This is a genomic window from Arthrobacter sp. ATA002 (assembly GCF_026898095.1).
Lineage (GTDB): Bacteria > Actinomycetota > Actinomycetes > Actinomycetales > Micrococcaceae > Arthrobacter_B.
The window spans coordinates 3,184,613-3,206,772 of the sequence record NZ_CP114015.1 but is presented as its reverse complement, the minus strand read 5'-3'; the positions used below and the strand labels follow the sequence as shown (position 1 = coordinate 3,206,772).

Annotated in this window: 15 protein-coding genes and 8 pseudogenes; 10 read left to right on the top strand and 13 right to left on the bottom strand. The window is 63.9% G+C overall.

Annotation, left to right across the window (positions count from 1 at the left end; all coding sequences use genetic code 11):
- Window positions 1-5: 5 nt before the first annotated feature.
- Complete coding sequence (locus tag OL239_RS15805; RefSeq protein WP_268909692.1) at window positions 6-443, bottom strand: pyridoxamine 5'-phosphate oxidase family protein; 438 nt, start codon at window positions 441-443, stop codon at window positions 6-8.
- Between the two features lie 142 nt (window positions 444-585).
- On the opposite strand from OL239_RS15805, the gene OL239_RS15800 reads away from it, so the two are divergent.
- Window positions 586-2,259 (top strand): catalase, encoded by a 1,674-nt coding sequence (locus OL239_RS15800; RefSeq protein WP_268909691.1) that lies wholly within the window; start codon window positions 586-588, stop codon window positions 2,257-2,259.
- Between the two features lie 93 nt (window positions 2,260-2,352).
- Here the strand turns inward: OL239_RS15800 and OL239_RS15795 are convergent.
- The 5 genes and pseudogenes from OL239_RS15795 to eat all read right to left on the bottom strand — a co-directional run bounded on the left by OL239_RS15795 (window position 2,353) and on the right by eat (window position 8,128).
- Window positions 2,353-3,131: pseudogene (locus OL239_RS15795) on the bottom strand (3-oxoacyl-ACP reductase).
- Window positions 3,132-3,153: 22 nt separating this feature from the next.
- Window positions 3,154-4,553 (bottom strand): annotated as a pseudogene (locus OL239_RS15790) (aldehyde dehydrogenase family protein).
- Window positions 4,550-5,242: pseudogene (locus OL239_RS15785) on the bottom strand (gamma-glutamyl-gamma-aminobutyrate hydrolase family protein); the annotation flags it as partial. The pseudogenes OL239_RS15785 and OL239_RS15790, both read right to left, overlap by 4 nt.
- 22 nt (window positions 5,243-5,264) lie before the next feature.
- Window positions 5,265-6,645, bottom strand: a pseudogene (locus OL239_RS15780) (glutamine synthetase family protein).
- A 49-nt stretch (window positions 6,646-6,694) separates the two neighbouring features.
- On the bottom strand, window positions 6,695-8,128 hold the full coding sequence (gene eat / locus OL239_RS15775; protein WP_268909690.1) for an ethanolamine permease: 1,434 nt from the start codon (window positions 8,126-8,128) through the stop codon (window positions 6,695-6,697).
- 291 nt (window positions 8,129-8,419) lie between these two features.
- Here eat and OL239_RS19725 point away from each other — a divergent pair.
- Window positions 8,420-8,482: pseudogene (locus OL239_RS19725) on the top strand (GntR family transcriptional regulator); the annotation flags it as partial.
- 164 nt (window positions 8,483-8,646) lie between these two features.
- Window positions 8,647-9,024 carry a FadR/GntR family transcriptional regulator gene (locus OL239_RS15770; RefSeq protein WP_268909689.1) on the top strand — a complete coding sequence of 126 codons (378 nt, stop codon included), beginning with the start codon at window positions 8,647-8,649 and terminating at the stop codon, window positions 9,022-9,024.
- Here the strand turns inward: OL239_RS15770 and OL239_RS15765 are convergent.
- Window positions 9,025-10,534, bottom strand: a pseudogene (locus OL239_RS15765) (stealth family protein).
- A gap of 1,320 nt (window positions 10,535-11,854) precedes the next feature.
- Between OL239_RS15765 and OL239_RS15760 the strand changes: the two are divergent.
- From OL239_RS15760 to OL239_RS15745, 4 genes and pseudogenes are all read left to right on the top strand, one after another.
- Window positions 11,855-12,295: pseudogene (locus tag OL239_RS15760) on the top strand (DUF6318 family protein); the annotation flags it as partial.
- Window positions 12,292-12,627 carry a hypothetical protein gene (locus OL239_RS15755; RefSeq protein WP_268909688.1) on the top strand — a complete coding sequence of 112 codons (336 nt, stop codon included), beginning with the start codon at window positions 12,292-12,294 and terminating at the stop codon, window positions 12,625-12,627. The pseudogene OL239_RS15760 and the gene OL239_RS15755, both read left to right, overlap by 4 nt.
- A gap of 959 nt (window positions 12,628-13,586) precedes the next feature.
- The gene (locus OL239_RS15750; RefSeq protein ID WP_442864161.1) at window positions 13,587-14,078 is read left to right on the top strand and encodes a DUF6318 family protein; all 492 of its coding nucleotides are present in this window, start codon (window positions 13,587-13,589) and stop codon (window positions 14,076-14,078) included.
- Between the two features lie 288 nt (window positions 14,079-14,366).
- A complete protein-coding gene (locus OL239_RS15745; RefSeq protein ID WP_268909687.1) occupies window positions 14,367-15,050 on the top strand; it encodes a DUF6318 family protein in 684 nt (227 codons plus the stop codon).
- Between the two features lie 284 nt (window positions 15,051-15,334).
- Here the strand turns inward: OL239_RS15745 and OL239_RS15740 are convergent, their stop codons facing one another.
- The 4 genes from OL239_RS15740 to OL239_RS15725 form a co-directional block, all read right to left on the bottom strand.
- On the bottom strand, window positions 15,335-15,559 hold the full coding sequence (locus OL239_RS15740; protein WP_268911828.1) for a hypothetical protein: 225 nt from the start codon (window positions 15,557-15,559) through the stop codon (window positions 15,335-15,337).
- A 119-nt stretch (window positions 15,560-15,678) separates the two neighbouring features.
- Window positions 15,679-16,128 carry an MSMEG_6728 family protein gene (locus OL239_RS15735; protein ID WP_329609254.1) on the bottom strand — a complete coding sequence of 150 codons (450 nt, stop codon included), beginning with the start codon at window positions 16,126-16,128 and terminating at the stop codon, window positions 15,679-15,681.
- 12 nt (window positions 16,129-16,140) lie between these two features.
- Window positions 16,141-16,692: a GNAT family N-acetyltransferase gene (locus OL239_RS15730; protein WP_268909686.1), complete on the bottom strand. Its 552-nt coding sequence runs from the start codon at window positions 16,690-16,692 to the stop codon at window positions 16,141-16,143.
- Between the two features lie 60 nt (window positions 16,693-16,752).
- Window positions 16,753-17,388: a DUF1684 domain-containing protein gene (locus OL239_RS15725; protein ID WP_268909685.1), complete on the bottom strand. Its 636-nt coding sequence runs from the start codon at window positions 17,386-17,388 to the stop codon at window positions 16,753-16,755.
- Window positions 17,389-17,411: 23 nt separating this feature from the next.
- Here OL239_RS15725 and OL239_RS15720 point away from each other — a divergent pair, with 23 nt between their 5' ends.
- Together OL239_RS15720 and OL239_RS15715 are read left to right on the top strand one after the other, a co-directional pair.
- Complete coding sequence (locus OL239_RS15720) at window positions 17,412-18,164, top strand: sulfite exporter TauE/SafE family protein (RefSeq protein ID WP_268909684.1); 753 nt, start codon at window positions 17,412-17,414, stop codon at window positions 18,162-18,164.
- Between the two features lie 107 nt (window positions 18,165-18,271).
- Window positions 18,272-19,555: a cell division protein PerM gene (locus OL239_RS15715; protein WP_268909683.1), complete on the top strand. Its 1,284-nt coding sequence runs from the start codon at window positions 18,272-18,274 to the stop codon at window positions 19,553-19,555.
- Window positions 19,556-19,597: 42 nt separating this feature from the next.
- Here the strand turns inward: OL239_RS15715 and OL239_RS15710 are convergent, their stop codons facing one another.
- On the bottom strand, window positions 19,598-20,035 hold the full coding sequence (locus tag OL239_RS15710) for a hypothetical protein (protein WP_268909682.1): 438 nt from the start codon (window positions 20,033-20,035) through the stop codon (window positions 19,598-19,600).
- Window positions 20,036-20,074: 39 nt separating this feature from the next.
- Here OL239_RS15710 and purN point away from each other — a divergent pair, with 39 nt between their 5' ends.
- Entirely contained in the window at window positions 20,075-20,653 is a 579-nt protein-coding gene (gene purN, locus OL239_RS15705) for a phosphoribosylglycinamide formyltransferase (RefSeq protein WP_268909681.1), read from the top strand.
- On the opposite strand, the pseudogene OL239_RS15700 reads toward purN, so the two are convergent.
- Window positions 20,650-22,000, bottom strand: a pseudogene (locus tag OL239_RS15700) (MFS transporter). The gene purN and the pseudogene OL239_RS15700 overlap by 4 nt on opposite strands.
- Between the last annotated feature and the right edge of the window lie 160 nt (window positions 22,001-22,160).

Sequence of the window (22,160 nt, the reverse complement as noted above, 5' to 3'; positions counted from 1 at the left end):
CCCGGTCAGATCTCTTCGGGATACCGTTCCGGTTCCGGGCCCAAATTGAAGAACCTGCCGGTGATGGTCTCCGGGATGATTTCCACATAGCGGTACTTCAAAGTGCGCACCCACGGCTGCAGCGGCAGTTCGTCGGCCGCGTCGATCTCGCTCTGTGCCTCGAGCAGCCGCGTAGTGCCTTTGACCACCACCGACCAGGCCTGGTCGCTGAGGATGCCGTCCGCTTCGAAGGCAACATGGTCATTGACGGTAAGCTCCGCCAGCTTGGTGCCGGGGCTGGTGCGGAACAGGATCAAGCCGTCGTGTGCGTAGTAGTTCAGCGGATAGATACTGGGCCGGTTGGCTACGCTGACCGCTAAACGGCCGTGGTAGGTCTTCTCCAGATACTTCCAGCTCTGCTCCGGGGTCAGCTCGACAACAGGGGGCCGTTCGTCGGTAGTCATGGCCCCAGTCTGCCAAGGGGAGGCCGCGGCCGCCACTGCAGCGTCCCCGATCGGGCTTGACGAGTGACGTACCGCGCAACAAGAGTGGAGTGAGGAAGGTAAACCCTGATCAGCCCATGACCTCGAGACAGAGAGAACCGTGATGACAGACGCCGCAAACCAGAATTCCGCCGCCGGTGACGGACACGACGCCGTCCAGCAGCACCTGACCACGAGGCAGGGCCACCCTGTTTATGACAACCAGAACAGCCGCACCGTGGGTCCGCGCGGTCCGGCCACCCTGGAAAATTATCCGTTCCTGGAGAAGATCAGCCATTTCGACCGGGAACGCATCCCGGAGCGCGTAGTGCATGCCCGCGGATTCGTCGCCTACGGCGAATTCGAGGCGTCCGGCAAATGGGGCGATGAACCCATCGAGCGCTACACCCGGGCCCGGCTGCTGGCCGAACCGGGCAAGAAGACCGACGTCGCCATCCGGTTCTCCACCGTGATCGGCGGCCGGGACTCCTCCGAAACTGCCCGTGATCCGCGCGGGTTCGCGGTGAAGTTCTACACCGAGGACGGCAACTGGGACCTGGTGGGCAACAACCTGGGGGTGTTCTTCATTCGCGATGCCATCAAGTTCCCGGATGTCATCCACTCCCTGAAGCCGGACCCCATCACCTTCCGGCAGGAACCGGCCCGGATCTTCGACTTCATGTCCCAGACCCCCGAATCCATGCACATGCTGGTGAACCTTTTCAGCCCGCGCGGCATCCCGTCGGATTACCGGCACATGCAGGGCTTCGGAGTGAACACCTACAAGTGGGTGAACGAGCAGGGCGACACCAAGCTGGTGAAGTACCACTGGCTGCCGCAGCAGGGCGTGAAGTCGCTGACCGAGGAGGACGCGGCGAACATCCAGGCCAATGACCTCGGCCATGCCTCCAAGGATCTGTACGAAGCCATCGAATCGGGCAACTATCCCAAGTGGGACCTGTACGTGCAGATGATGGATGACCACGATCACCCGGAGCTGGACTGGGATCCGCTGGATGACACCAAGACCTGGCCGGAGCAGGACTTCGAGCCGAAGTACGTGGGCACCATGACCCTGAACCGGAACATCACCGACCACCACAACGAGGCCGAGCAGATCTCCTTCGGCACCGGTGTCCTGGTGGACGGGCTGGACTTCTCGGACGACAAGATGCTGGTGGGCCGCACCTTCAGCTACTCCGACACCCAGCGCTACCGGGTTGGCCCCAACTACCTGCAGCTGCCGGTAAACTCGCCCAAGCACGCTCCCGCGGCCACCAACCAGCGCGGCGGCCAGATGTCCTACTTCACGGACCTCGCACCGGGGCAGAACCCGCACGTGAACTACGAACCGTCCATCACCGGCGGCATTCCGGAGGCGGTCAAGCCCGCACATGAGGAGCAGGGGCCGGACCTGACCGGAAAGCTGACCCGGGCCCGGATTCCGCGCACCAATGACTACATCCAGGCCGGCCAGCGCTACCAGCTGCTGGAGCAGTGGGAGAAGGACGATCTGGTCGCCAACTTCGTGGCCAACATCGGTGAGGCGGTCCGCCCGGTCCAGGAGCGGATGCTGTGGCACTTCTACATGTGCGACGACGAACTCGGCTCGCGCGTGGGCGACGGCCTCGGCATCGGACTGGAGGAGGTCCGCGACCTGGGCCCGCTGGCCACACAGACCCTGTCCGATGCGGAAAAGGAATGGATGAAGAACCTGGGCTCCAACGGACCGCGGAACGTTGAGGGCCTCACCATGACGCACTGCGTGCCCAACGAGCACGTGGTGGTCAGCCGGTAGTTCAGCGAGCGGCGACGGCGGCGGGGCGCACCTGAGGGGCCCCGCCGCCGTCGTGCTTCGGGTAAGCAGCCGTGCTTCGGGCAGCACCCGCGGTTAGGCCGGGGTGACATAGGCGCCGGAGATGCCGCCGTCCACCAGGAAGGTGGCCGCGGTCATGAAGGAGGAATCGTCGCTGGCCAGGAAAGCGACCGCAGCGGCGATTTCCTCGGGTTCCGCAAAGCGCCCCAGCGGAATATGCACCAGCCTGCGGGCGGCGCGGTCCGGATCCTCGGCAAAGAGGTCCCGGAGCAGGGAGTGTTAACCGGGCCCGGACACAGCGCGTTGACCCGGACACCCCGGCGGGCGAACTCGACGCCGAGTTCCCGGCTCATGGCCAGCACCCCGCCCTTGGACGCACTGTAGGAAATTTGCGAGGTGGCGGCGCCCATAACCGCCACGAACGACGCCGTGTTGATGATTGAGCCCTTGCCCGCCTCGAGCATGTGCGGCAGCGCGTACTTGCAGCAGTAATAGACGGAGGTCAGGTTAACGTCCTGGACCCTGCGCCACGCCTCAAGACCGGTAGTGAGGATGGAAGCGTCCTCCGGCGGTGAGATTCCCGCGTTGTTGAAGGCAATGTCCACCCGCCCGTACGTCCGGCGGGTGAGGTCATAGAGGTTTCGAACATCTTCTTCATTCGTGACGTCCGCCGGCACAAACAGCCCACCCACCTCCTCCGCGGCGGCCTTGCCGGCGGCCGGATCGTTGTCCGCCACCACCACGAGGGCTCCTTCAGCGGCAAGGCGCCGGGCGCTCGCCAGCCCGATGCCGCTGCCGCCGCCGGTAATCACCGCGGTGCGTCCGGCGAGCCGGTTCGATACGACGTCGGGCATGGGGTTCCTTCCGATGGAGCCGTTACCGGCCGGTGGCGATAAAAACGTTCTTGGTTTCGGTGAAGGCATCGAGCGCGTCCGGTCCCAGTTCGCGGCCCAGCCCGGAGTGTTTGAACCCGCCGAAGGGCGTGGAATAACGCACTGACGCATGCGAGTTCACTGACAGGTTGCCCGCCTCCACTCCGCGGGCCACCCGCAGGGCGCGGCCCAGGTCATTCGTCCAGATGGAGCCGGACAGCCCGTAGTCGGAATCGTTGGCGATGCGGACGGCGTCTGCTTCATCCTGGAACGGAACGACGGCAAGCACCGGACCGAAAATCTCCTCCCGCAGGACCCGGCTGCCCGGCTCGGGAGTCAGGACGGTCGGCGGGAACCAGAAACCCGGCCCGTCCGGAGCCTTGCCGCGGAAGGCGACCTCGGACTCCTGCACGTAGCCGGCCACCCGGTGCTGCTGTGCCGCGGAGATCAGCGGTCCCATGTGCACCGATTCCTGCTGCGGGTCGCCCACCTGCAGTGCGGCAACATGCGGTTCCAGCAGGTCCAGGAACCGGTCGAAGACGGTGGCCTGTACCAGCACCCGGGAGCGGGCGCAGCAGTCCTGGCCGGCATTGTCGAACGCTCCGGCCGGGCGGCGGCGGCCACGGCGTCGAGGTCGGTGTCGTCGAAGACGATGTTGGCGCTCTTGCCGCCCAGTTCCAGGGTGAGGCGCTTGATCTGGTCCGCGCAGCCGGCCATGATTCGTTGGCCCACCTCCGTGGATCCGGTGAAGACCACTTTGCGGACCGCCGGATGGGTCACGAACCGTTCGCCGATGACCGCCCCCTGTCCGGGCAGGACCTGCAGGATGCCTTCGGGGAGCCCCGCTTCGAGGGCAAGTTCGCCCAGCCGCAGGGCGGTCAGCGGGGTAAGCTCCGCGGGTTTAAGCAGCACGGTGTTGCCGGCGGCCAGTGCGGGCGCGAAGCCCCAGGCCGCGATCGGCATGGGGAAGTTCCAGGGCACGATCACGCCCACCACGCCCAGGGGTTCATGGAAGGTGATGTCGATGCCGCCGGCCACGGGGATTTGTGCTCCGGTGTGCCGTTCCGGGGCGCCGGAATAGTAGTTCAGGACGTCCCGGACGTTGCCGGCTTCCCAGCGGGCGTTGCCCAGGGTGTGCCCCGCGTTGGCGACTTCGAGTGCCGCGAGGTTCTCCAGGTCCGCGTCCACGGCTGCGGCAAAGCGGCGCAGCAGCAGAGCCCGGTGGCTGGGCGCGGTGTGGCGCCACGACTCGAAGGCGGCACTGGCTGCCGCGACCGCTGCGTCTGTGTCCTCCACGGACATGGAAGCCACGGAGGTGATGATGTCCCCGGTCGCCGGGTTCAGGATGGGTGTGGCCCTGCCGGGATCAGCCCGGCCGGCGGCGGTCCGGTCGAAGGCGGTCATTGCGGAATCCTCTCCCGGTAGCGGGTAGCTTCCGTGACCAGGCCGGTGAAGAGCCGCAGGTCGGCGGGATTTTGTTCGGGGTGGAACTGCACCCCCAGGACCCAGCCGGGGCCGGCGGTTTCGATCGCCTCGATGGTGCCTTCCGGGGCAACGGCCGTTACCCGCAGGCCGTGGCCGAGCTCCGCTATGCCCTGGTGGTGGTAACAGGGTGCGCCGGCGGTCTCCCCGAGCAGGCTGCCGATGATGCTGTCCGGGGCGGTGCTGAACCGGACTTCACCGAAGACCCCCGGGGACGGCTGGTAGGTGGCTGCAGCCCGAATGTCGGGAAGGTGCTGGATGAGGGTGCCGCCGAGGGCAACATTCAGGACCTGGGCGCCGCGGCAAACGGCGAGCAGGGGCAGTTCGGAATCGAGCGCTGCCCTGGTGAGTGCCAGGTCGTGGGTGTCCCGCAGCGGCTGGCTGAGCGTCAGCGGATGCGGGTCGTGGCCGTACAACGCGGGATCGACGTCGGTTCCGCCCGCGGTGACGAGCCCATCGAGCCCGTCAAGGACCCGAACGTCCGTTCCCACCGGGGGCAGCAGCACGGGACTGCCGCCGGCTGCCGCGACGGCCTCCACATAGGTGCCCGGAAGGAGGGCGGCTGGGCCTTCCCACACTCCCCACGCCGCGGGCTGGTAGTAGGTGGTGATACCGATCAGCGGGCGGGGCCGGTCAGAGCCGTTCAAATCCACGCTTGCGCTCCCAGTCGGTGACGGCGGCTTCGAAGGCTGCCAGTTCGACGTCGGCCGCGTGGACATAGTGCGCCACCACCTCGTCGCCGAAGGCCTTGCGGGCAATCTCGCTGCCCGCCAGCAGCTCACGGAGTCGCGCAGCGTCGTGGGCAGCCGGTCTGCATCCGTGGCGTAGGCGTTGCCTGCCGTCACGGGTTCCAGGGGTAGACGGTTTTCAATGCCGTGGATGGCGCCGGCAATCAGCGCCGCCGCGGCGAGGTACGGGTTGAGGTCACCGCCGCCCACCCGGTTCTCGGTGCGCAGCCCGGCACCGCGGCCCACTACGCGCAGGGCGCAGCTGCGGTTGTCCAGCCCCCAGGCGACGGCGGTGGGCGCGAAGCTGCCTTCCACGAAGCGCTTGTACGAGTTCACATTGGGTGCCAGGAAATAGGTCATCTCCTTCAATGCTGCGAGCTGTCCGGCCATGAAATGTTCCATCAGCCCGCTGAAGCCGTGGTCCCGGTCCCCGGCAAGGACCGGTTCGCCGTTGAGGTCCCGCAGGCTGAAGTGGATGTGGCAGGAATTTCCTCGCGTTCATTGAACTTGGCCATGAAGGTGACGCTCTTGCCCTGCAAATCCGCGATCTCCTTGGCGCCGTTCTTGTAGAAGGCGTGGTTGTCGCACGTGCGCAGCACCTCGTCGAAACGGAACGTGACTTCCTGCTGTCCGAAGTTGCACTCACCCTTCGAGGATTCGACCACCATTCCGGCACCCTCCATGCCGGTGCGGATGGCCCGCAGCACCGGTTCCAGGCGGGACGTGGCCAGGAGGGAATAGTCCACGTTGTACCGGCTGGCTTCCCGCATCCCCGTGTACTCCCGGTCCCAGGCCGCGGAGAAGCTGTCGTCGAACAGCAGGAACTCCAGCTCGGTGCCGATGTACGCGCGGTAGCCCAGGGCCTCCAGCCGGTCGATTTGCCGGCGCAGGATTTGGCGCGGGGACGGCGCCAGCGGGGTTTCGTCCGTGCTCAGGACATCGCACTGGATCATTGCCGTGCCGGGTAGCCAGGGCACCAGGCGCAGCGTGGCGGGGTCCGGGCGCATAATCAGGTCGCCGTAGCCGTTGGCCCAGGACGAGGACTCATACCCGTCGATGGTGTTCATTTCCACGTCCACGGCCAGCAGATAATTACAGCCCTCGGCCCCGTGCGGATACACGTCCTCCAGGAAGGACCTGGCGCCGCAGCGTTTGCCCTGCAGCCGGCCCAGATGGTCGGTGATGGCCACGATAACAGTATCGATGCTGCCCGCAGCGACGAGCTCGCGCAGCTGGTCCATGCTCACGTTGTTGGTGTTGCCGGTTTTTTGGGCTTGCTCACTCATGCCTTATCGCTCCTGTTGTGACCCGTGGTGACTGGATCCGCTGACCGGGCTAGCGGATTTCGGATTCGGCCTGGCTGATCTGGGCGAACTCCTCCTCCGGTGCGCTCGCGACCAGGTGGTGCCGGCTGTAGAACCAGAAGTACGCCAGTGCTGCAAGGAAGATGCCGGCCGTGATGGAGGCTGCGAACACGTCCACCACGAAGGTGGCGACCACGGCCACCACGGCCAGGACCAGCGCGACGCCGGTGGTGAACACTCCGCCGGGTGTCCGGTAGCTGCGCGGCAGGGCCGGTTCCTTCCGGCGCAGCACGATGTGCGAGAGGTTCAGCAGTACGTAGGACACGGTGGCGCCGAAGACGGCAATGTTGATCAGCAGCCCGCCGTCGCGGGTGAAGGCAGCCAGCAGGAAGCCGATGGTGCCGGGGACGATCAGGGCCATGTAGGGGGTGCGCCACCGGGTGGTCAGCGACATCCACCGCGGGAGGTAGCCGGCGCGGGACAGGGCGAACAGCTGCCGTGAGTAGGCGTAGACAATCGAGAAGAAGCTGGCGACCAGCCCGGCAAGCCCCGCGTAGTTGACGAAGTCCGCCAGCAGCGTGTTGCCGCCGTAAGCGATGCGCAGGGCCTCCGGCAGCGGGTTGTCCGAAGTGCTCATCGCTTCCGCCCCGGCGGCCCCGGGGACCAGGATCAGCATCAGGGCGCCGAAGACCAGCAGGATGGCCATGGCAGCAATAATCCCGCGGGGCATGTCCTTCTTCGGATCGGAGGTTTCCTCGGCCGCCAGCGGGACCCCCTCGATGGCCAGAAAGAACCAGATGCCGTAGACCAGGGCGGCCAGGGCGCCCGCGTACCCCATGGGCAGGAAGGCGCTGGCGCCTGCGGCTCCGGCCGGGACAATATCGAAGAGGTTGGCGGCATCGAATTTGGGGATCAGGCCAACCACCGTGGCGATCAGGGCCAGGACGGCAATGGCCGTGATGACGAACATCAGTTTCAGTGCTTCTCCCACGCCGCGGATGTGGATGCCGATGAAGAGGGCGTAAGTCGCCAGGTACACCGGCCAGGAGTTGGTCAGCCCGAACAAGCCAAGGGCCTCGATGTACCCGCCGATGAAGGTGGCGATAGCCGCCGGGGCTACGGCGTATTCGATCAGGACCGCCATGCCGGTGGCGAAGCCGCCCAGGGGTCCGAGCGCACGGCGGGCAAATCCGTAGCCGGCTCCCGCCGTCGGCAGCGTGGAGGAGAGCTCCGCGAGGCCAAAGACCATGCAGGTGTACATGATCCCCATCAGGACAAAGGCAATGAGCAGGCCGCCCCAGCCGCCCTGCGCCAGTCCGAGGTTCCAGCCGGAGAAATCCCCGGAAATGACATAGGCCACGCCCAGGCCCGCCAGCAGGATCCAGCCGGCTGCACCCCGCTTGAGCTGGCGGTGGTCCATGTAATGCGCGTCTACCTTGGTGTAGTCAACCCTGCTTTTTGCCATGCCGGTTTCCTTTTGTGGAAGGGGAGCGGGAGCAATGGGAGAGGCCAATGGACTGTTTTTAGTCCATGATTTTGCGGCTTAGTCTGACGCTCCACGGATCAGTGGTCAAGAGCCTGCGCAAAGCAAAGTTTGACTGGTCTGATTCCAGGACATTCAGGGCTAGACTCGCGCCATGAAACCGCAGCACTTCGACCCGGTGGCGCTGGTGCCGCCGGTCCGTACGGGGAACGCCTTCGAAGAGACCGTGGAGCGTCTGCTCCAGGGGCTTAAGCTGGGCATCTATTCGGCCGGATCAAGCTGCCGGCCGAGCGGGAGCTGGCCGGACAGCTTGGGGTTTCACGGGCCACGCTGCGCGATGCGCTCGCGGAACTGCAGGGCGCCGGATATCTCCTGTCGCGGCGGGGCCGGTACGGGGGAACGTTCGCGGCGCCCGTATTACCGGAACCCCTGCCCAGGACCGGGACCCGGAACAGGACACCTTTGTCCGGGACGTCGAAGACGTCCTGCTGTTCCGGCAGGTGGTCGAACCGGCGGCGGCAAGGCTGGCGGCCGAAGCGACGCTGGCTCCCGCGGCCCGGGCCCACCTCCTTGCCATGCTGGCGGAAGTGGACGACGCCGGCACCGAGACCTTCCGGCCCAAGGATTCCCGGTTCCACATTGCCGTCGCGGAGCTGACCGGCTCGCCAAGCCTGATCGCCGCCGTCGCGGACACCCGGTCACGGATCAGTGACCTGCTGGACCGGATTCCCCTGCTCCAAACGAATCTGGACCATTCGCAGGCCCAGCACCGGGAGCTCGCCGAGGCCGTGCTGCGCGGTGACGGGCCCGGGGCGGAGGCCGCCGCCGTCGTGCATTTGGAAGGAACCGCGCGGCTGCTGCGCGGATTCCTGACCTAGCTACTTCTCCCAAGGGGCCTTGATCGGAAAGAACTTCTCCAGGAAAGCGGTAACGCGTTCGGCACGCTCCTCTGCGGGGACTTCCGGGAAGCTGCCGTCGTTGAGGCAGAACAGGTCCATGTTCCGTTTGGCCAGCAGCTTGTCCATTATCTTCAGACCCGCGTAGGACGTGGTGTCCACATACTTCACTTTCGCTGTTTCCTGCGTCACGGCCCGCCCCGTGAGCAGCGCGTAGTAGTGGTAGAGCGAGTTGGTGACCGAGATGTTGTCCTTAGCCCGGAACCGGCTCGCCGCCGTGGCGGCGAATTCGTTCGGGAACTCGTTTTCCATTTCCAGCAGCACGCTCCGGCGCAGCGGCGCTGCCGCATGCTCGAGGTGCCGCGTGGTGATCCGGCCGAACCGTTCCCACAGCAGGCGGCGGTTCACCCGGGCGGCGTTCTCGAAACCGCTGCGCTCCGAATCGTTGGCGCCGAGGCCAATCCGGGTGCTGGCCTCGATGAACTTGGTAATCCCGCCGGGGGAGAAGAACAGGTCCGGAGCCACCGGCCGGCCGAAGAACATATCGTCGTTGGAATACAGGAAATGCTCCGCCAGACCGGGGATGTGCTGGAGCTGGGACTCCACGGCCTGCGAGTTGTGCGTGGGCAGGACGGAGGGGTCCTTGAAGTGCTCCTCGGCGCGCACAAAGGTCACCGAGGGATGGTCGGCCAGCCAATCCGGACGCGCAGAATCCGTGGCGATAAAAATCCGGCGGATCCACGGTGCGAACATGTACACCGAGCGCAGGGCGTACTTGAGTTCGTTGATGTGGCGGAAGCGGGCCTCGTGGTCGTCTCCCTCGCCGACGACGGCGTCCTTCATCCGTGCCGCCCGGGCGGCCTGATACTCGGCCGAGCTGCCGTCCACCCAGGAAAAGACGAGGTCAACGTCAAAGTCGATGTCCGTGGCGTGGTCGGCGAACATGTTCTCGATGGTCGGCCAGGTCAGTCCGTGCTTTTCCACCGTGCCGCGCACTACCTCGCTGGCCGGAAGGGTGCGGCGCGTCAGCGAGTTCTCCACGGGAAGCGTGATTTCCGGGCCGGTCAGGTCCCAGAGTTCCAGCTGGACACCGGCCGACGGGCCGAAAGTCAGGTTTGTGCCGCTGACCGCCCGGGGCCGGTACACCCGGATGATCCGGGACCTGTCCGAGGGCGAGTTCGCCGTCGGCAATCAGCAGCGTCCGGGTCTTCTTTGTATCCACGCTGCGGGCGTAGAAGGGTTCCTCCCGGCAGGCCTCCACCATGGCGCGGCGCAGTTCGTTCCGGTGGGCCAGATCGACGGCGATGACCGGGCGCTGGTCGTTGCCGCGCACCAGCAGATACGCGATACCGGCGTTTTCCAGCACTTTTCGGACAAACAGCAGATCCTCGACCATGGCCTGGTTGGGGGTCAGGCCTGTGTCCATCAGGGTCAGGCGGCCCTTGACCTTAACGACGTCGGGCCGGTGTTCCACCCGCTGGATGACGGCCAGCGAAGCGGTTTGGAGGTCTTCGCTCTCATGCTCGGGTTCGGGGGTGCCGAAGTAGACATCGTGTTCTGCTGCTATATCTGTAATCGGAACCTCCAGTAAGTCGTGTGCGGGGACGGAGGCCGCGGCGAAAGTGCGCGGCTCGTGCGGCGCTGCACTATAGGGGTACTGCTGGCCTGCCTACGGTCCGAATATGAGGGCCGCTTCCCGGATAAACCGGATGCTCTGGGCGCGGGTGCCGCTGCTGAGTAGCATTGGATGCTAGCGCGGACGTCTCCGGGAGCTGATGTGAGATACCGTAACACCACGCTGGCGGCGGCGACGCTGCTTGTGCTCAGTATGACATCCTGCGCCGGTCCCTCGGGCACCGGTGACAGCTCCAATGCCCCGGAATCCTGGGCTTCCTACATAACCCCGGACGGTTCCCTGGCCTTTGAGCACCGCGGGGACTGGACGGTTGAGACGGTCGAGCCGCTGGCCAACGATCCCGCCGGAGGTGTCTCCCTCCAGGTGCACGACGCCGGGGGAGAGCTGATCGCCCAGCTGGATACCGGAATCATTGCCGATCTCGTGTGCTCGGACCCCGATGAAGCTGTCCAGTACACGGAATATGACAGTGAGCCGATGCCCGAACTGGACTCGGTGCAGGGCACCGAGCAGCGCTTTGTGTACCATTCCGTTGCCCCTCCACTCCGGAGCGGGGCGGGCCCGTTGCCACCTATGCCGTCATCAGCGAGACCGGCGACCGGGGCCAGTGCGGCCTTTTCGATTTCTTCACCTTTACGGAATCCAGCGGCGGCCGTTTCGCCGGGGAGTACCCGTCGGAGGAAGTTGCCTCCGGGCAGTCCTATCTTGATGGGGCTGAGGCCTACGGGAACAGCGACGAATTCCGCGACATAAAGCGGATGCTGGTGTCCCTGCGGGATGTGGACTGACTGCGGGGAGCCGCACCGTTGTGAGGCTCTTTTCGCGGTTCCTCTGGCGTGCTGTGGATAACTCCGTATGCTGTGGCGCAGCCTCGTACTATTGGCGTCACGTCCAGTCCCGCACCATTTTGCCCTGGGGTTCTTCGATGTTCCGTTCTCGCGCCTTGTCTTCCGTACCTGTTTCCGTTCACCTCAGTGCTGCCGGGGTCGCCGCTGTTCTGGTGTTGGGCGGGTGTTCCGGCTCCGGTGGCGAGCCTGAGGCTGAGGCTGCCGAGAACAGCTCTGTCAGTGCTTCGTCGAGCGGGAGCGCCATCCCCAGTGCGACGCCTAGTCCCACGGCAACGCCGACACCAACGCCTACTGCTGTCTACAAGCCGGCCACTGCCGAGGGCCCGCGGAGAATGTGCCGCTGCCGGTGATGCCGGAGCTTGCGAAGGAGAAGTCAAAGGAAGGCCTGGAGGCATTCCTAAACTATTGGTATGCGCTAATCAACTATGGTTTCGAAACGGGAAATACTCAACCGATAGAAGAAATTAGTGGATCTGACTGCGTCGTTTGTAGAAGTTTCTACCGTATGGTGGGTAATGGATACGCCGATGAAGATTGGATCGTTGGGGGGAAGATTGAGGTTCTTACGAACCACTCTGACTTTATTCTGACAGCGGATGGACTCTACCAAGTTCTTGCGAATATACGGCAAGATCGCCTCGAATATCGTGGTCCCGCTAATGTAGTCTATAGTGTAGATGACGGAATTGAAGACATTACTGTCCAAATGATTGAGGCGTCGTATTTGGGGGATCGTTGGCAGGCGACTCGTGTGGTGACTATGAAATGAACAACAAGGGTATACGCCGCAGTTGGATTGTATCGACGCTAGCTTTTATTCTAGTATTTATAAATGTTCCACTGGCTTCAGCCAAAGATGGTGGCGGCGAAGGCGGTGGCGGGTTTGACGACGACGATGTATATGTTGGCGGATATTACCAGATCCCTGGGTCCGGAGCTTGGGGTCCGATTAATATTGGAATTCCAGATGATCCCAACGAATATATGTTTGAATACAAATGTTGGTCCGACGACGCTGGAGATATTGCATGCCTTGCAGAAAATGAGGGAAATGTACCGCAGGAGAAAGAGGCAGGCTTGTCTACTGGTTCTTGCGTTTAAAGAACAGTGGTGAACAGTGGCGACCAATGGATCCGCCACTTTCTTGCATTTATGCTGAAAAACCGGTCGACATTGGTGATCAGATAAGGGATTCTATTCTATCGGAATTCCAATCCCGGCCAATAGCTCCAAGCTTGCTCGAGTTGCAGCCTAGTCCTCATACTCTAATCGGGACGCACACAAATTTCTATGTTGACGCTGCCGACCAAGTCTTCGACTTTGTCCTCTTTGAGCAAAATATTACAATTGTCGCTAGACCTACAGAATTTGAATGGATTTATGGCGACGGGATCGCATACGGTCCCGCACCTTTCCCTGGTGCCCCCTTGCCGCAAGAGCGCTGGGGTGAGAGGACTGACACGAGTCATCAATACCAAGCAACAGGTGATTACCAGGCGTCTGTAATCGTTTACTTCTCGGGGAGTACTCCATAAATGGGGGCCCAATGGTGCCCATCGATGGTCGTGCATCGATTCCATCTGAGCCGGTCAGTATTCGAGTCTGGAAGTCAGAATCACGCAATGTCGCGGACGACTGCCTCGTGAATCCCGCTGGCTTCGGTTGTTAGTGCCGGTGGCGATAGGCGAATGAGTGGACTCGTCTGAGCCCACTTATTCCAGACGGTTTACGATTACCTCTGGCGTGCTGTGGATAACTCCGTATCCGGTGGCGTAGTTACGTACTATTGGCGTCACATCCTTTCCCGCTCCATTTCTGCCCCGGGGGAGTATCTCGATGATCAGTTCGAGCGTCTTGTCTGCCGTTCGCAATTCCGTTCGCCTCAGTGCCGCCGGGGTCGCGGCTGTTCTGGTGATGGGCGGGTGTTCGGGTTCCGGTGAGCCTGACGCGGCTGCTGCGGAAAATCGATCTTCCAGTGCTTCGCCGGCCGGGAGCGCCAGCCTCAGCGAGTCGGCTTCCCCCACGGCTTCCCCACGGCTTCCCCCACGGCTTCCCCCACTGTGGCGCCTACGCCTACTGCTGTTTATAAGCAGGCAACTGCGGAAGCCCCTGCGGAGAATGTTCCTTTGCCTGTGATGCCAGTGGTAGCGAAAGAGAAGTCGAAGGAAGGCCTGGAGGCATTCGCGGAGTACTGGTATGCGCTGGTCGATTATGGGTACGAAACAGGGGATCCTGAGCCGCTTAAAGCGATTAGCGGCAGCGGTTGTTCTGTTGGTGAACATTTTTATTCGTTATTGGAATCCGGTTTCGATGACCAAGATTGGATGGCAGGATCCTTTGTCGACGTGCGGGATGTTCACTCGGACTTTATATTGACACCGAGCGGGTCCTACCAAGTACTTATCCAGATCACCCAAGAGGAGTTGGAGTACTACGGACCGGGAGGTGTTGATTATGGGCCATCAGATGGAATTCAGTCACCGATAGTACAGTTAATCGAAGCGTCATATCAGAATAATTATTGGCATGCCATGCTTGTCGAGAATATATAGAAAGACGATTATGTTTACAAATGTTCGGCGGTGCAGTGGGTGACGCGCCGACTCATACGTATTAAATATAAGAATTGTGATTTCTCTGCGGGGGACGACTAATTGCAGAGTTCATGGCTTCGGTTGGCTTTGTAGCCGCTAGAGGGCGCGGGCTGCGCACGTCTGAATCTACTCGTCCTGACAGTTAACGGGTTCTGCGTGCTGTGGATAACTCCGTATGCTGTGGCGCAGCCTCGTACTATTGGCGTCACGTCCAGTCCGCCACCATTTTGCCCTGGGGGTTCTTCGATGTTCCGTTCTCGCGCCTTGTCTGCCATTCCCGTTTCCGTTCGCCTAAGTGCTGCCGGGATCGCCGCTGTTCTGATTCTGGGCGGGTGCTCCGGCTCCGGTGAGCCTGGGGCCGACGCTGCTGAGGCCAGCTCCAGCGCTTCGCCGACGGGGAGCGCCAGTCCCAGCGCAACGACTTCTGCCACTGCGACACCGACACCAACGCCTACTGCTGTTTACAAGCCGGCAACTGCCGAGGGCCCAGCGGAGAATGTGCCGTTACCCGTGATGCCGGAACTCGCGAAGCAAGAGTCCAAAGAAGGTTTGGAAGCCTTCGCAGAGTACTGGTATTCGCTTATCAACTATGGATATGAAACAGGCGATGTAGGGCCGGTACGAACTGTTAGCTCTTCGCCTTGTTCGGTCTGCGACGTGTACTACTCGACCGTCGGGCTAGGGTTCAAAAACGAGGATTGGATGGCTGGCTCCATGGTTAAAGTCAGGGATCTCCATTCAGATTTCGCCCTAACGCCAGAGGGTTACTATCAAGTCTTAATTCAAATAAGTCAAAAAGATTTAGAGTATTACGGGCCTAACGGGGTTGATTATGGTCCCATGGAAGGTCTCCAGTTACCTATAGTGCAGCTCATTGAGGCGTCACATGATGGTATGTCTTGGCGTGCTGTGCGAGTCGAAAATATCTAAAACCAAACCGCCCCTAGGGTTCTCAGGTCTGCTCATGTCTCAGTGTTTTACCTGATTTTTCATTTATGGAGTTCCCTAACATTGGGAGGATATGCGAACTGGTGGGGGCATGGGACAAGGGGAATTACGGGCACTTGGACCAGGCATTAGGGTGACTGCTTTCCTAATGATTACGGTCAGCGGGTCTTCAGTACTGATTGAGAACTTCTGCCCTCGACCGTGCGAGAGCCCATTTCAGTAATAACAATGTCTATGGGCAACTTGAGGCGCTATCCCGGCGTCCGTTAGCCAGCAGCAGGGCGCTCCACCTTAAACAGCGTCCGGGGATCCTGCAGCAGGGCCGGGTACTGAAAAGCAGCACGGTCAATGGTGCCGCTGATTGCCACGGTCCGCCTGGCGGTGTCGTTGGTCAGCGAGACCGGCCCCACGGTGCCGACACTCAATACGGAACGGTCGGCGCCCGGCAGCACCACCTCGTCGCCGTCGTCCATGTCCTCCAGGAACCGCACGAGCTGACGACCCTTCTTCCCCGTTACCGGAGTGCCCTTCGCGGATAGCATCGGCAGTTCGATCACCGGATCCCCACTCTTGGGATCACGCGTCGGCCGGGCAGCCCACAGGGCGTCGCCTACGGGTTCGGAGGGAGCGCCGGGTGCTCCGGTTCCGGCCACACATACGGCAGGCCGCCGCTGGTCCCGGGGAAGCGCGGCACGTAAAAGTCGGGCGACTTTGTGATGAGGTTTGACCGGTGGCTCTCGTGCAGGGCAGCGTCACCAAACCACGGCGGCAGCGTGACCTCGGTGTCCACAGCCTCCGGAGCAAACTCCAGAATCTGCTCCAAAACAGTGTCGGCATGGCCGCGGGCAACCCATTCGCGGGTCATGGCGAGTCCGTAGGCGGTGAGCGCCGGTATGTACCCCATCCACATCCGCATTGCCGGATGGCTTTGCCAGCCGTAATCCGGAATGACCAGGGCCCGCAGCACCTGCAGGGTCTCCACCCGCTGCTTGCCGAGCCGGGCCTGGTCGAGGACTCCGGCACTGCGGCTGAAGCTGTCATAGGGGAGGAAGGTCTGCACGGACTCAGTGTGTCATTTGCCGTGGGGGGAGAGCGGGAGGGAGAGGATGAAGTCCCGAAACACCTGCCCGCCGACCGTAAAACTGCGTCGGCCGGCCTCAACGAATCCGGATTTTCGGTAGAAGGACTGAGCCCGGAGGTTCAGGTCATTCACGCCCAGCCACAACGTTCGGCAACCGGATAGGACGACGGCGTCCACGGCTGCCTGCATCAAAGCGGCCGCCGCCCCGGTGCCGTGGGCGGCTGGATGGACGTAGCACTTGGACAGCTCCGCCGCCGGACCCGGCAGATGCCGCAGGGCTTCGGCAACCTCCGGATCACTTGGCGGGGAAAAGACCAGCAAGGCATAACCGATGAGGTTTCCGCCTCGTCGGGCTACCAGGACCCGCTTCGAATCGTCAGCCAGGTACTGCGCGAAGGCGTCTTCGGACAGGTGCGCAGCAATGAATTCGGCGCTGTCCGCCGCCGTGACTTCCGGGGGACAGGCGAGGGGAAAGGTCAGCGCGGCCAGGGCGGCGAGTTCGGGCGCATCGGCGGAGGTGGCTGCGGTGACGGAAAGGGACACACTTCCAGCCTAGTCACGGGAACCGCTTAGGGTGGGAAACGGCCCCGGCCGCCCCAGCCGCTAGTACTCCGCGTACATTTCCCCCACGCGCAGCGGCGCGTCCGTCCGGTTATCCGGCCCGGGGAGCGGACACGCCCACGCCTCGTCATAGGCGCAGGACGGGTTGTACAGAAAGTTGAAGTCCAGGATCACGCTGGCCGGAGCCGCGCCGGCACCAAGGTCAGCGCCCTTGATGGTGTCCAGCAGGTACCGCCCGCCGCCATAGCTTCCGCCGTCAACGCCGGACAGCCCGTCACGGACCGGCAGGAAGATCCCGCCCCCGTACGACGCCACCCGCCACACCGCGAGCCGGCCCACGCCGTCGGCCTCCACGGTGCCGAGCCGGACAAAGGGCACCACGCCGTCGGTTCCGGTGGGAACGTGCATTTCCTGGCCGGCGCCGTCATCGTCGATCAGCGCGTCACAACGCAGGCCGGGGTCGTAGGCGGCGACGTCCAGGCCGCGGAAGCGCTTCCGGGCACGCGCTTTCAGCGGGGACGCCGGGTGCTCGGCGAAGAGCCTGTCGCGTTCGGCGCGCCACAGGCCATGGGCGTACGACGGCGACACCTCCTGCGCCGTGAGCCGCACCTGGGCGTACAGCCCGAACACGCGCCGGCGCCAATCGGCTGTCTGAAGGACCGTGACGGGAGAGACCATAGGTTCAGCGTAATGTGTGCGTGGTGACTACCGGACTCCTCATCGTCGTACTCGTGGCCGTTTTCATCGGCGCCATCGCGCAGCGGATTGCCGGTCTCGGCTTCGCACTGCTCATTTCCCCGTTCCTGGTGATCATCCTGGGCTCCCACGGGGGCGTGCTGATGGTCAACGTGTGCGGGCTGGTTTCCTCGTCCCTGATTATGCTGCGGGTCCGGAAGGACATCGACTGGCAAATGTACCGGTGGCTGGCCATCCCGGCGGTTATCGGCAGCATTCCCGCGTCAATCGCTGCGGTGAATTTGCCCTCGGCACCGATGGCCGTGGCCGTGGGTGCCATCGTCCTGGTGGCCCTGACTGTTTCGCTGCTCATGCAGCGGACCTCCGTGACGGTCACCGGTAACGGCCCCAAGGCTGCTGCCGGCTTCATCGCCGGTGTCACCAACGCGGTTGCAGGTGTCGGCGGCCCGTCGGTGAGCGCCTACGCGCTGATGGCCCGCTGGCCGCAGCGCCCGTTCGCGGCCACCCTTCAGCCGTTCTTCGTCACCATCGCCATCGTCACCCTCACCACCAAGTTGTCTCTGGACCCCGGACAGATGCCGCCGTTCGCCGCCTGGGCCTGGGCACTGATCGCCCTCATGATCGTGGGTGGCATTTATGCGGGGGAGAAGCTGCAGCGTTTCATCCGCGACGACCAGGCGCGTGCCGCCGTCGTCATCTTTGCGTTCTTCGGGGCTGCAGCTGCGCTGACCAAGGGCATCTTCGACCTCGCCGCCTGAATGTCGCCGCCGGCAGCCTTCCCGAGCGCATCTTCCCGGACCGCCGCCGGAATCGACACGGCCGCTCCTGAGCTGCCCGCGCTTCGGCGAATGGGACGATAGAGAAGATGAAACTCTTTACCCGCCCGAAGTCCCCGGGTGTCCTACCGATGCCCCTGTGGCTGCAGGGAGTGGTCGAGCTCGGCCAAGCTGCAGTCCTCTCCGCCCTGATGATCTTCCTGCCGCTTATCGGCGTCTGGTTTGCCGACGGCTTTACCGACCGCGACTTTGCATCGCTGGCCCGGCTGGGCGGGCAGGGCTGGCTCCTGATCCACGGCGTTCCGCTGAACCTGACTTTTCCTGCCGGAACGGTGGGGCCGGCCGAAACCACAGGCGTGCTCAGCCTGTTTCCGCTGGGCCTGACACTCATTCCGTTCTTCCTGTCCTGGCGGGCCGGCCGGCGGCTGGCGAAGGCGTCGTACACGGACCAGCTCTGGCAGGCGCTGTTGGGGGCACTGGGCATCTACGCCGTGCTCGGCGGGGCAGCCGCCTACTTCTCGGCCAACGACGACGTCGCCGTCTCGGTGACTGCGGGCGCCTTGGTGCCGCTGATCGCGGCGGGGCTGGGACTGGTGATTGGCGCCCGCCGGGAGGCCGGATCGTGGGTGCGCCTGATTGGCGTGGACCTCACCGACTGGATCTCCCGGACGAGCCAGCATTCACGCTGGGCCGGGTCCTACGTCTGGGCGGTGATCCGTGCCGGAGCCGTCGGCATCACGGCTGCGCTGGGCTTCTCCGCCCTGCTTCTCACCGCAGCACTCGTCATGAGCTGGGCGGAAATTGTTGCCGTGTACCAGCATCTGGACGCCGGCCTCATCGGCGGCGCGGTGCTGACCGTGGTGGAGCTGGGGCTGATGCCCAACTTCCTCGGCTGGGCCCTGGGCTGGACCTCGGGCGCCGGATTCGCCCTCGGAACCGGCAGCCTCATCAGCCCCCTGGAAACGACCGTCGGACCGCTGCCGGCCGTACCGGTGCTGGCGGCCCTGCCGGCAGGGGGCATGGAATACGCCGTTGCGGCGCTGATGCTGCCCGTCGCCGCCGGCATCCTGGCCGGCTGGTGGTTCCTGCGCGAGGGCGAGAACCACTTCGATGAATGGCTGTCCCTCAAAATTCGGGCCCGCTGGTTCACTGCACCCGTGTCCACACTCCTGCTGGGTGTTTTCGTCGGGCTGGTCACCGGAATCCTGGCTGCCGGCGTCGTGCTCATTACCGGCGGTTCAGCCGGCATCGGCCGCTTTGTCGACATCGGCGCGGATCCGCTGTGGACGGGGCTCTGGATCGCCGCAGAGGTGGCGGCCGGCGTCGTCGTTGGCTACGCCGTCGGCCCGTGGCTTGAACGCGAGGAGCGCTGACAGGTTGAACGGCGCTCGCTCAACGCCGGGTGAGCGGCGGGGTTAGCGCGGCAGGAGCCCGTTCGTGAACTCGGACTGGCACTCGTCCTGGGCCTGCACTGTCAGCGCCCTGCCCATGCAGTTTTCCAGTTTTTCCGTGTTATCCCAGGTCGCGACGGCGAGACCGAGACCGAGCGCCATCACGGCCGAGGCCGCCAGGCCCAGGGAAGTGATGAACATCTGCGGGGCGCCGATGCCGTAGCGCACCACTTTGATGAGGGTAAGGATTCCAACGACGACGGCGGCGAGGGCCAGGGCGAGCGGCACGAGCTTCCACGGGAGTGCCAGCCCGGACGTGAGCAGGACGGCGACGACGAGGGCCACGAAAATCCGCAGGTAGCTGCGGGTGCTCTGCTTCTGCTCGTCGGTGGCGGGTGTTTTCTGCGGTGCCGGCTGCAACGGCAAAGGAGTCTGTTTAGGGGTACGGCCGTCGTTGTTCATGGTTTAACCCTAGGGGACGCCTGAGCCTAAGGTTGACGCATGCGCATTGTTGTTCTCGTGTCCGGCACCGGCTCCAACCTTCAGGCTGTTCTCGATGCGGTGGCGGAAGGCACGCTCGACGTCGAAATCGCCGCCGTGGGTGCGGACCGTCCCGGCGCCTACGGGGTGCAGCGCGCGGCTGACGCGGGATATGAGACCTTCGTCGTGGACTTCCGGGCGTACGACCGGCGTTCCGACTGGAATAGGGCCCTGACCGACAAAGTGGCCTCGTACTCTCCGGACATCGTGCTGTCCTCGGGCTTCATGCGCATCGTCGACGAGCATTTCATCAACACCTTCGAGGGCCGGTACATCAACACCCATCCGGCGCTGCTGCCCTCCTTTCCGGGCGCCCACGGCGTCCGCGACGCACTCGCCTACGGGGTGAAGGTCACCGGCTGCACCGTTCACATTGCCGACGCCGGCGTGGATACCGGCCCCATCCTGGCGCAGGCCGCCGTCGAGGTGCTCGACACAGACACCGAAGAAACCCTGCACGAGAGAATCAAGATCCAGGAACGCCGGCTGCTGCTGGAAACCCTGGGCCGGATCAGTGCCAAGGGGCTTCCGGCGGCTTAGTCCAGCGCGGCGCCTTTCGTCTCCGGCGCGAACCGCAGCATCCACATCACGGCCAGAATCACCAGGACTCCGGCCAGTGCGAAGGAGAGCGGCAAGCCGAGGTAGGGCCACATCACGGACACGAAGATGAGCGGGCCCAGCCCCGCACCGATCCTCGAGACGGTCGATGCCCAGCCGAACCCGCTGGCGCGAAGTTCCGTGGGGTACAGCTCGGACACGTAGGCGTAGAGCACCGGAATCGCCACCTGGACAACGAAACCGTAGACGAGAAGCCAAGCCGTGGCAGCAGCGGGAACATCAAGAACCAGGGCGACGACGATCAGCGTGCCGGCCGACAGCGGCCCCGTCACCGCAAGGATCCACTTGCGGCCAACGCGTTCCACGAGCAACGCGGCCGCAATGACGCCCAGGAGTCCGACGGCGGCCATGCCCGACGTGGTGAGGAACGCCGCGTACTCCTAAAGCCTGCGTCCACGAGGATTTTCGGCATCCAGGTCAGGGCCAGGTAATAGACCAGCAGGATGGTAAAGAACAGCGACCACGCTGCCACGGTGATTTTCCAGCTGTACCGCCACAGGTCGCTCATCCGGGCTCCGACCGCCCGCAGCGAGAAACCGGACGGTGCCGCCGGTGCCGGGAGGCGCCACTCGGTCACGTCGGAGCCGGTGCGCTTGATCAGATCATTAATGACGGTTTCCGCCTCGGCGGTGCGCCCCTTGCGGACCAGGAACAGGGAGATTCCGGAACCGACCGGCGGACCCAGAAAACGAGCAGTGCCGGCAGCACCATAATCAGCATGGTGTACCGCCAGTCGGCCAGCGTTGCCATGATGAGGGCCGACGTCGCTCCGCACAGCGCTGCGCCCACGGGCCACCAGCCGTCCATGGCGGTGAGGACCCGCCCGCGCTGTTTACGGGGCGTGAACTCACCCACCAGGGCATAATCCACCGGCACGCAACCGCCCAGACCGAAGCCTGCCATGAAGCGGAAAATGCAGAACCACACAATGTCGGGGGAGAACGCGCCCAGAACCGTGAACAGGGAAAAGATGAGCAGGGTAGCCGTGAAGGCCGTCTTGCGGCCAATGGCATCGGCAATGGAACCCCAGACAAAGGCTCCGATGGCCATGCCCAGCAGGTTTGCGGTACCAATCCACGCGGCCTGGGCCGGCTCCAGCGCCCAGTGCTGGGACAGGAGCGGAATCAGGACGCCGTTCAGGGTGACGTCCCAGGCATCGAACATGAATCCCAAACCGCCAACAATGAAAATGCGCCCCTGCACCTTCCACTTCCAGGGCAGGTCCTGGACCACCTGGTCGCCGGTGGGCAGGGTGTCAGTGGTTGTCATGGGTGCCAGTGGCCTTCCGTGAGGCTTCGGGATTGGGCCCAGCCCTCGCGGCGGGCCCGAGGAAACTGTATAACGCGGATCGGACGATCCGGGAACGCCTCCAAAAGGAACCACGAACCGGGGCCTGGCGGGTCCGGCCGCGGCGGGCGACGTCGGGCGG

Bases quoted from the DNA above. Each gene is read 5' to 3' on its own strand.
- OL239_RS15805 (WP_268909692.1), bottom strand. From the start codon at position 443: ATGACTACCGACGAACGGCCCCCTGTTGTCGAGCTGACCCCGGAGCAG.
- OL239_RS15710 (WP_268909682.1), bottom strand. From the start codon at position 20,035: ATGAACAACGACGGCCGTACCCCTAAACAGACTCCTTTGCCGTTGCAG.
- OL239_RS15725 (WP_268909685.1), bottom strand. From the start codon at position 17,388: ATGGTCTCTCCCGTCACGGTCCTTCAGACAGCCGATTGGCGCCGGCGC.
- eat (WP_268909690.1), bottom strand. From the start codon at position 8,128: ATGGCAAAAAGCAGGGTTGACTACACCAAGGTAGACGCGCATTACATG.
- OL239_RS15745 (WP_268909687.1), top strand. From the start codon at position 14,367: ATGTTCCGTTCTCGCGCCTTGTCTGCCATTCCCGTTTCCGTTCGCCTA.
- OL239_RS15755 (WP_268909688.1), top strand. From the start codon at position 12,292: ATGAACAACAAGGGTATACGCCGCAGTTGGATTGTATCGACGCTAGCT.
- OL239_RS15715 (WP_268909683.1), top strand. From the start codon at position 18,272: ATGAAACTCTTTACCCGCCCGAAGTCCCCGGGTGTCCTACCGATGCCC.
- OL239_RS15800 (WP_268909691.1), top strand. From the start codon at position 586: ATGACAGACGCCGCAAACCAGAATTCCGCCGCCGGTGACGGACACGAC.
- purN (WP_268909681.1), top strand. From the start codon at position 20,075: ATGCGCATTGTTGTTCTCGTGTCCGGCACCGGCTCCAACCTTCAGGCT.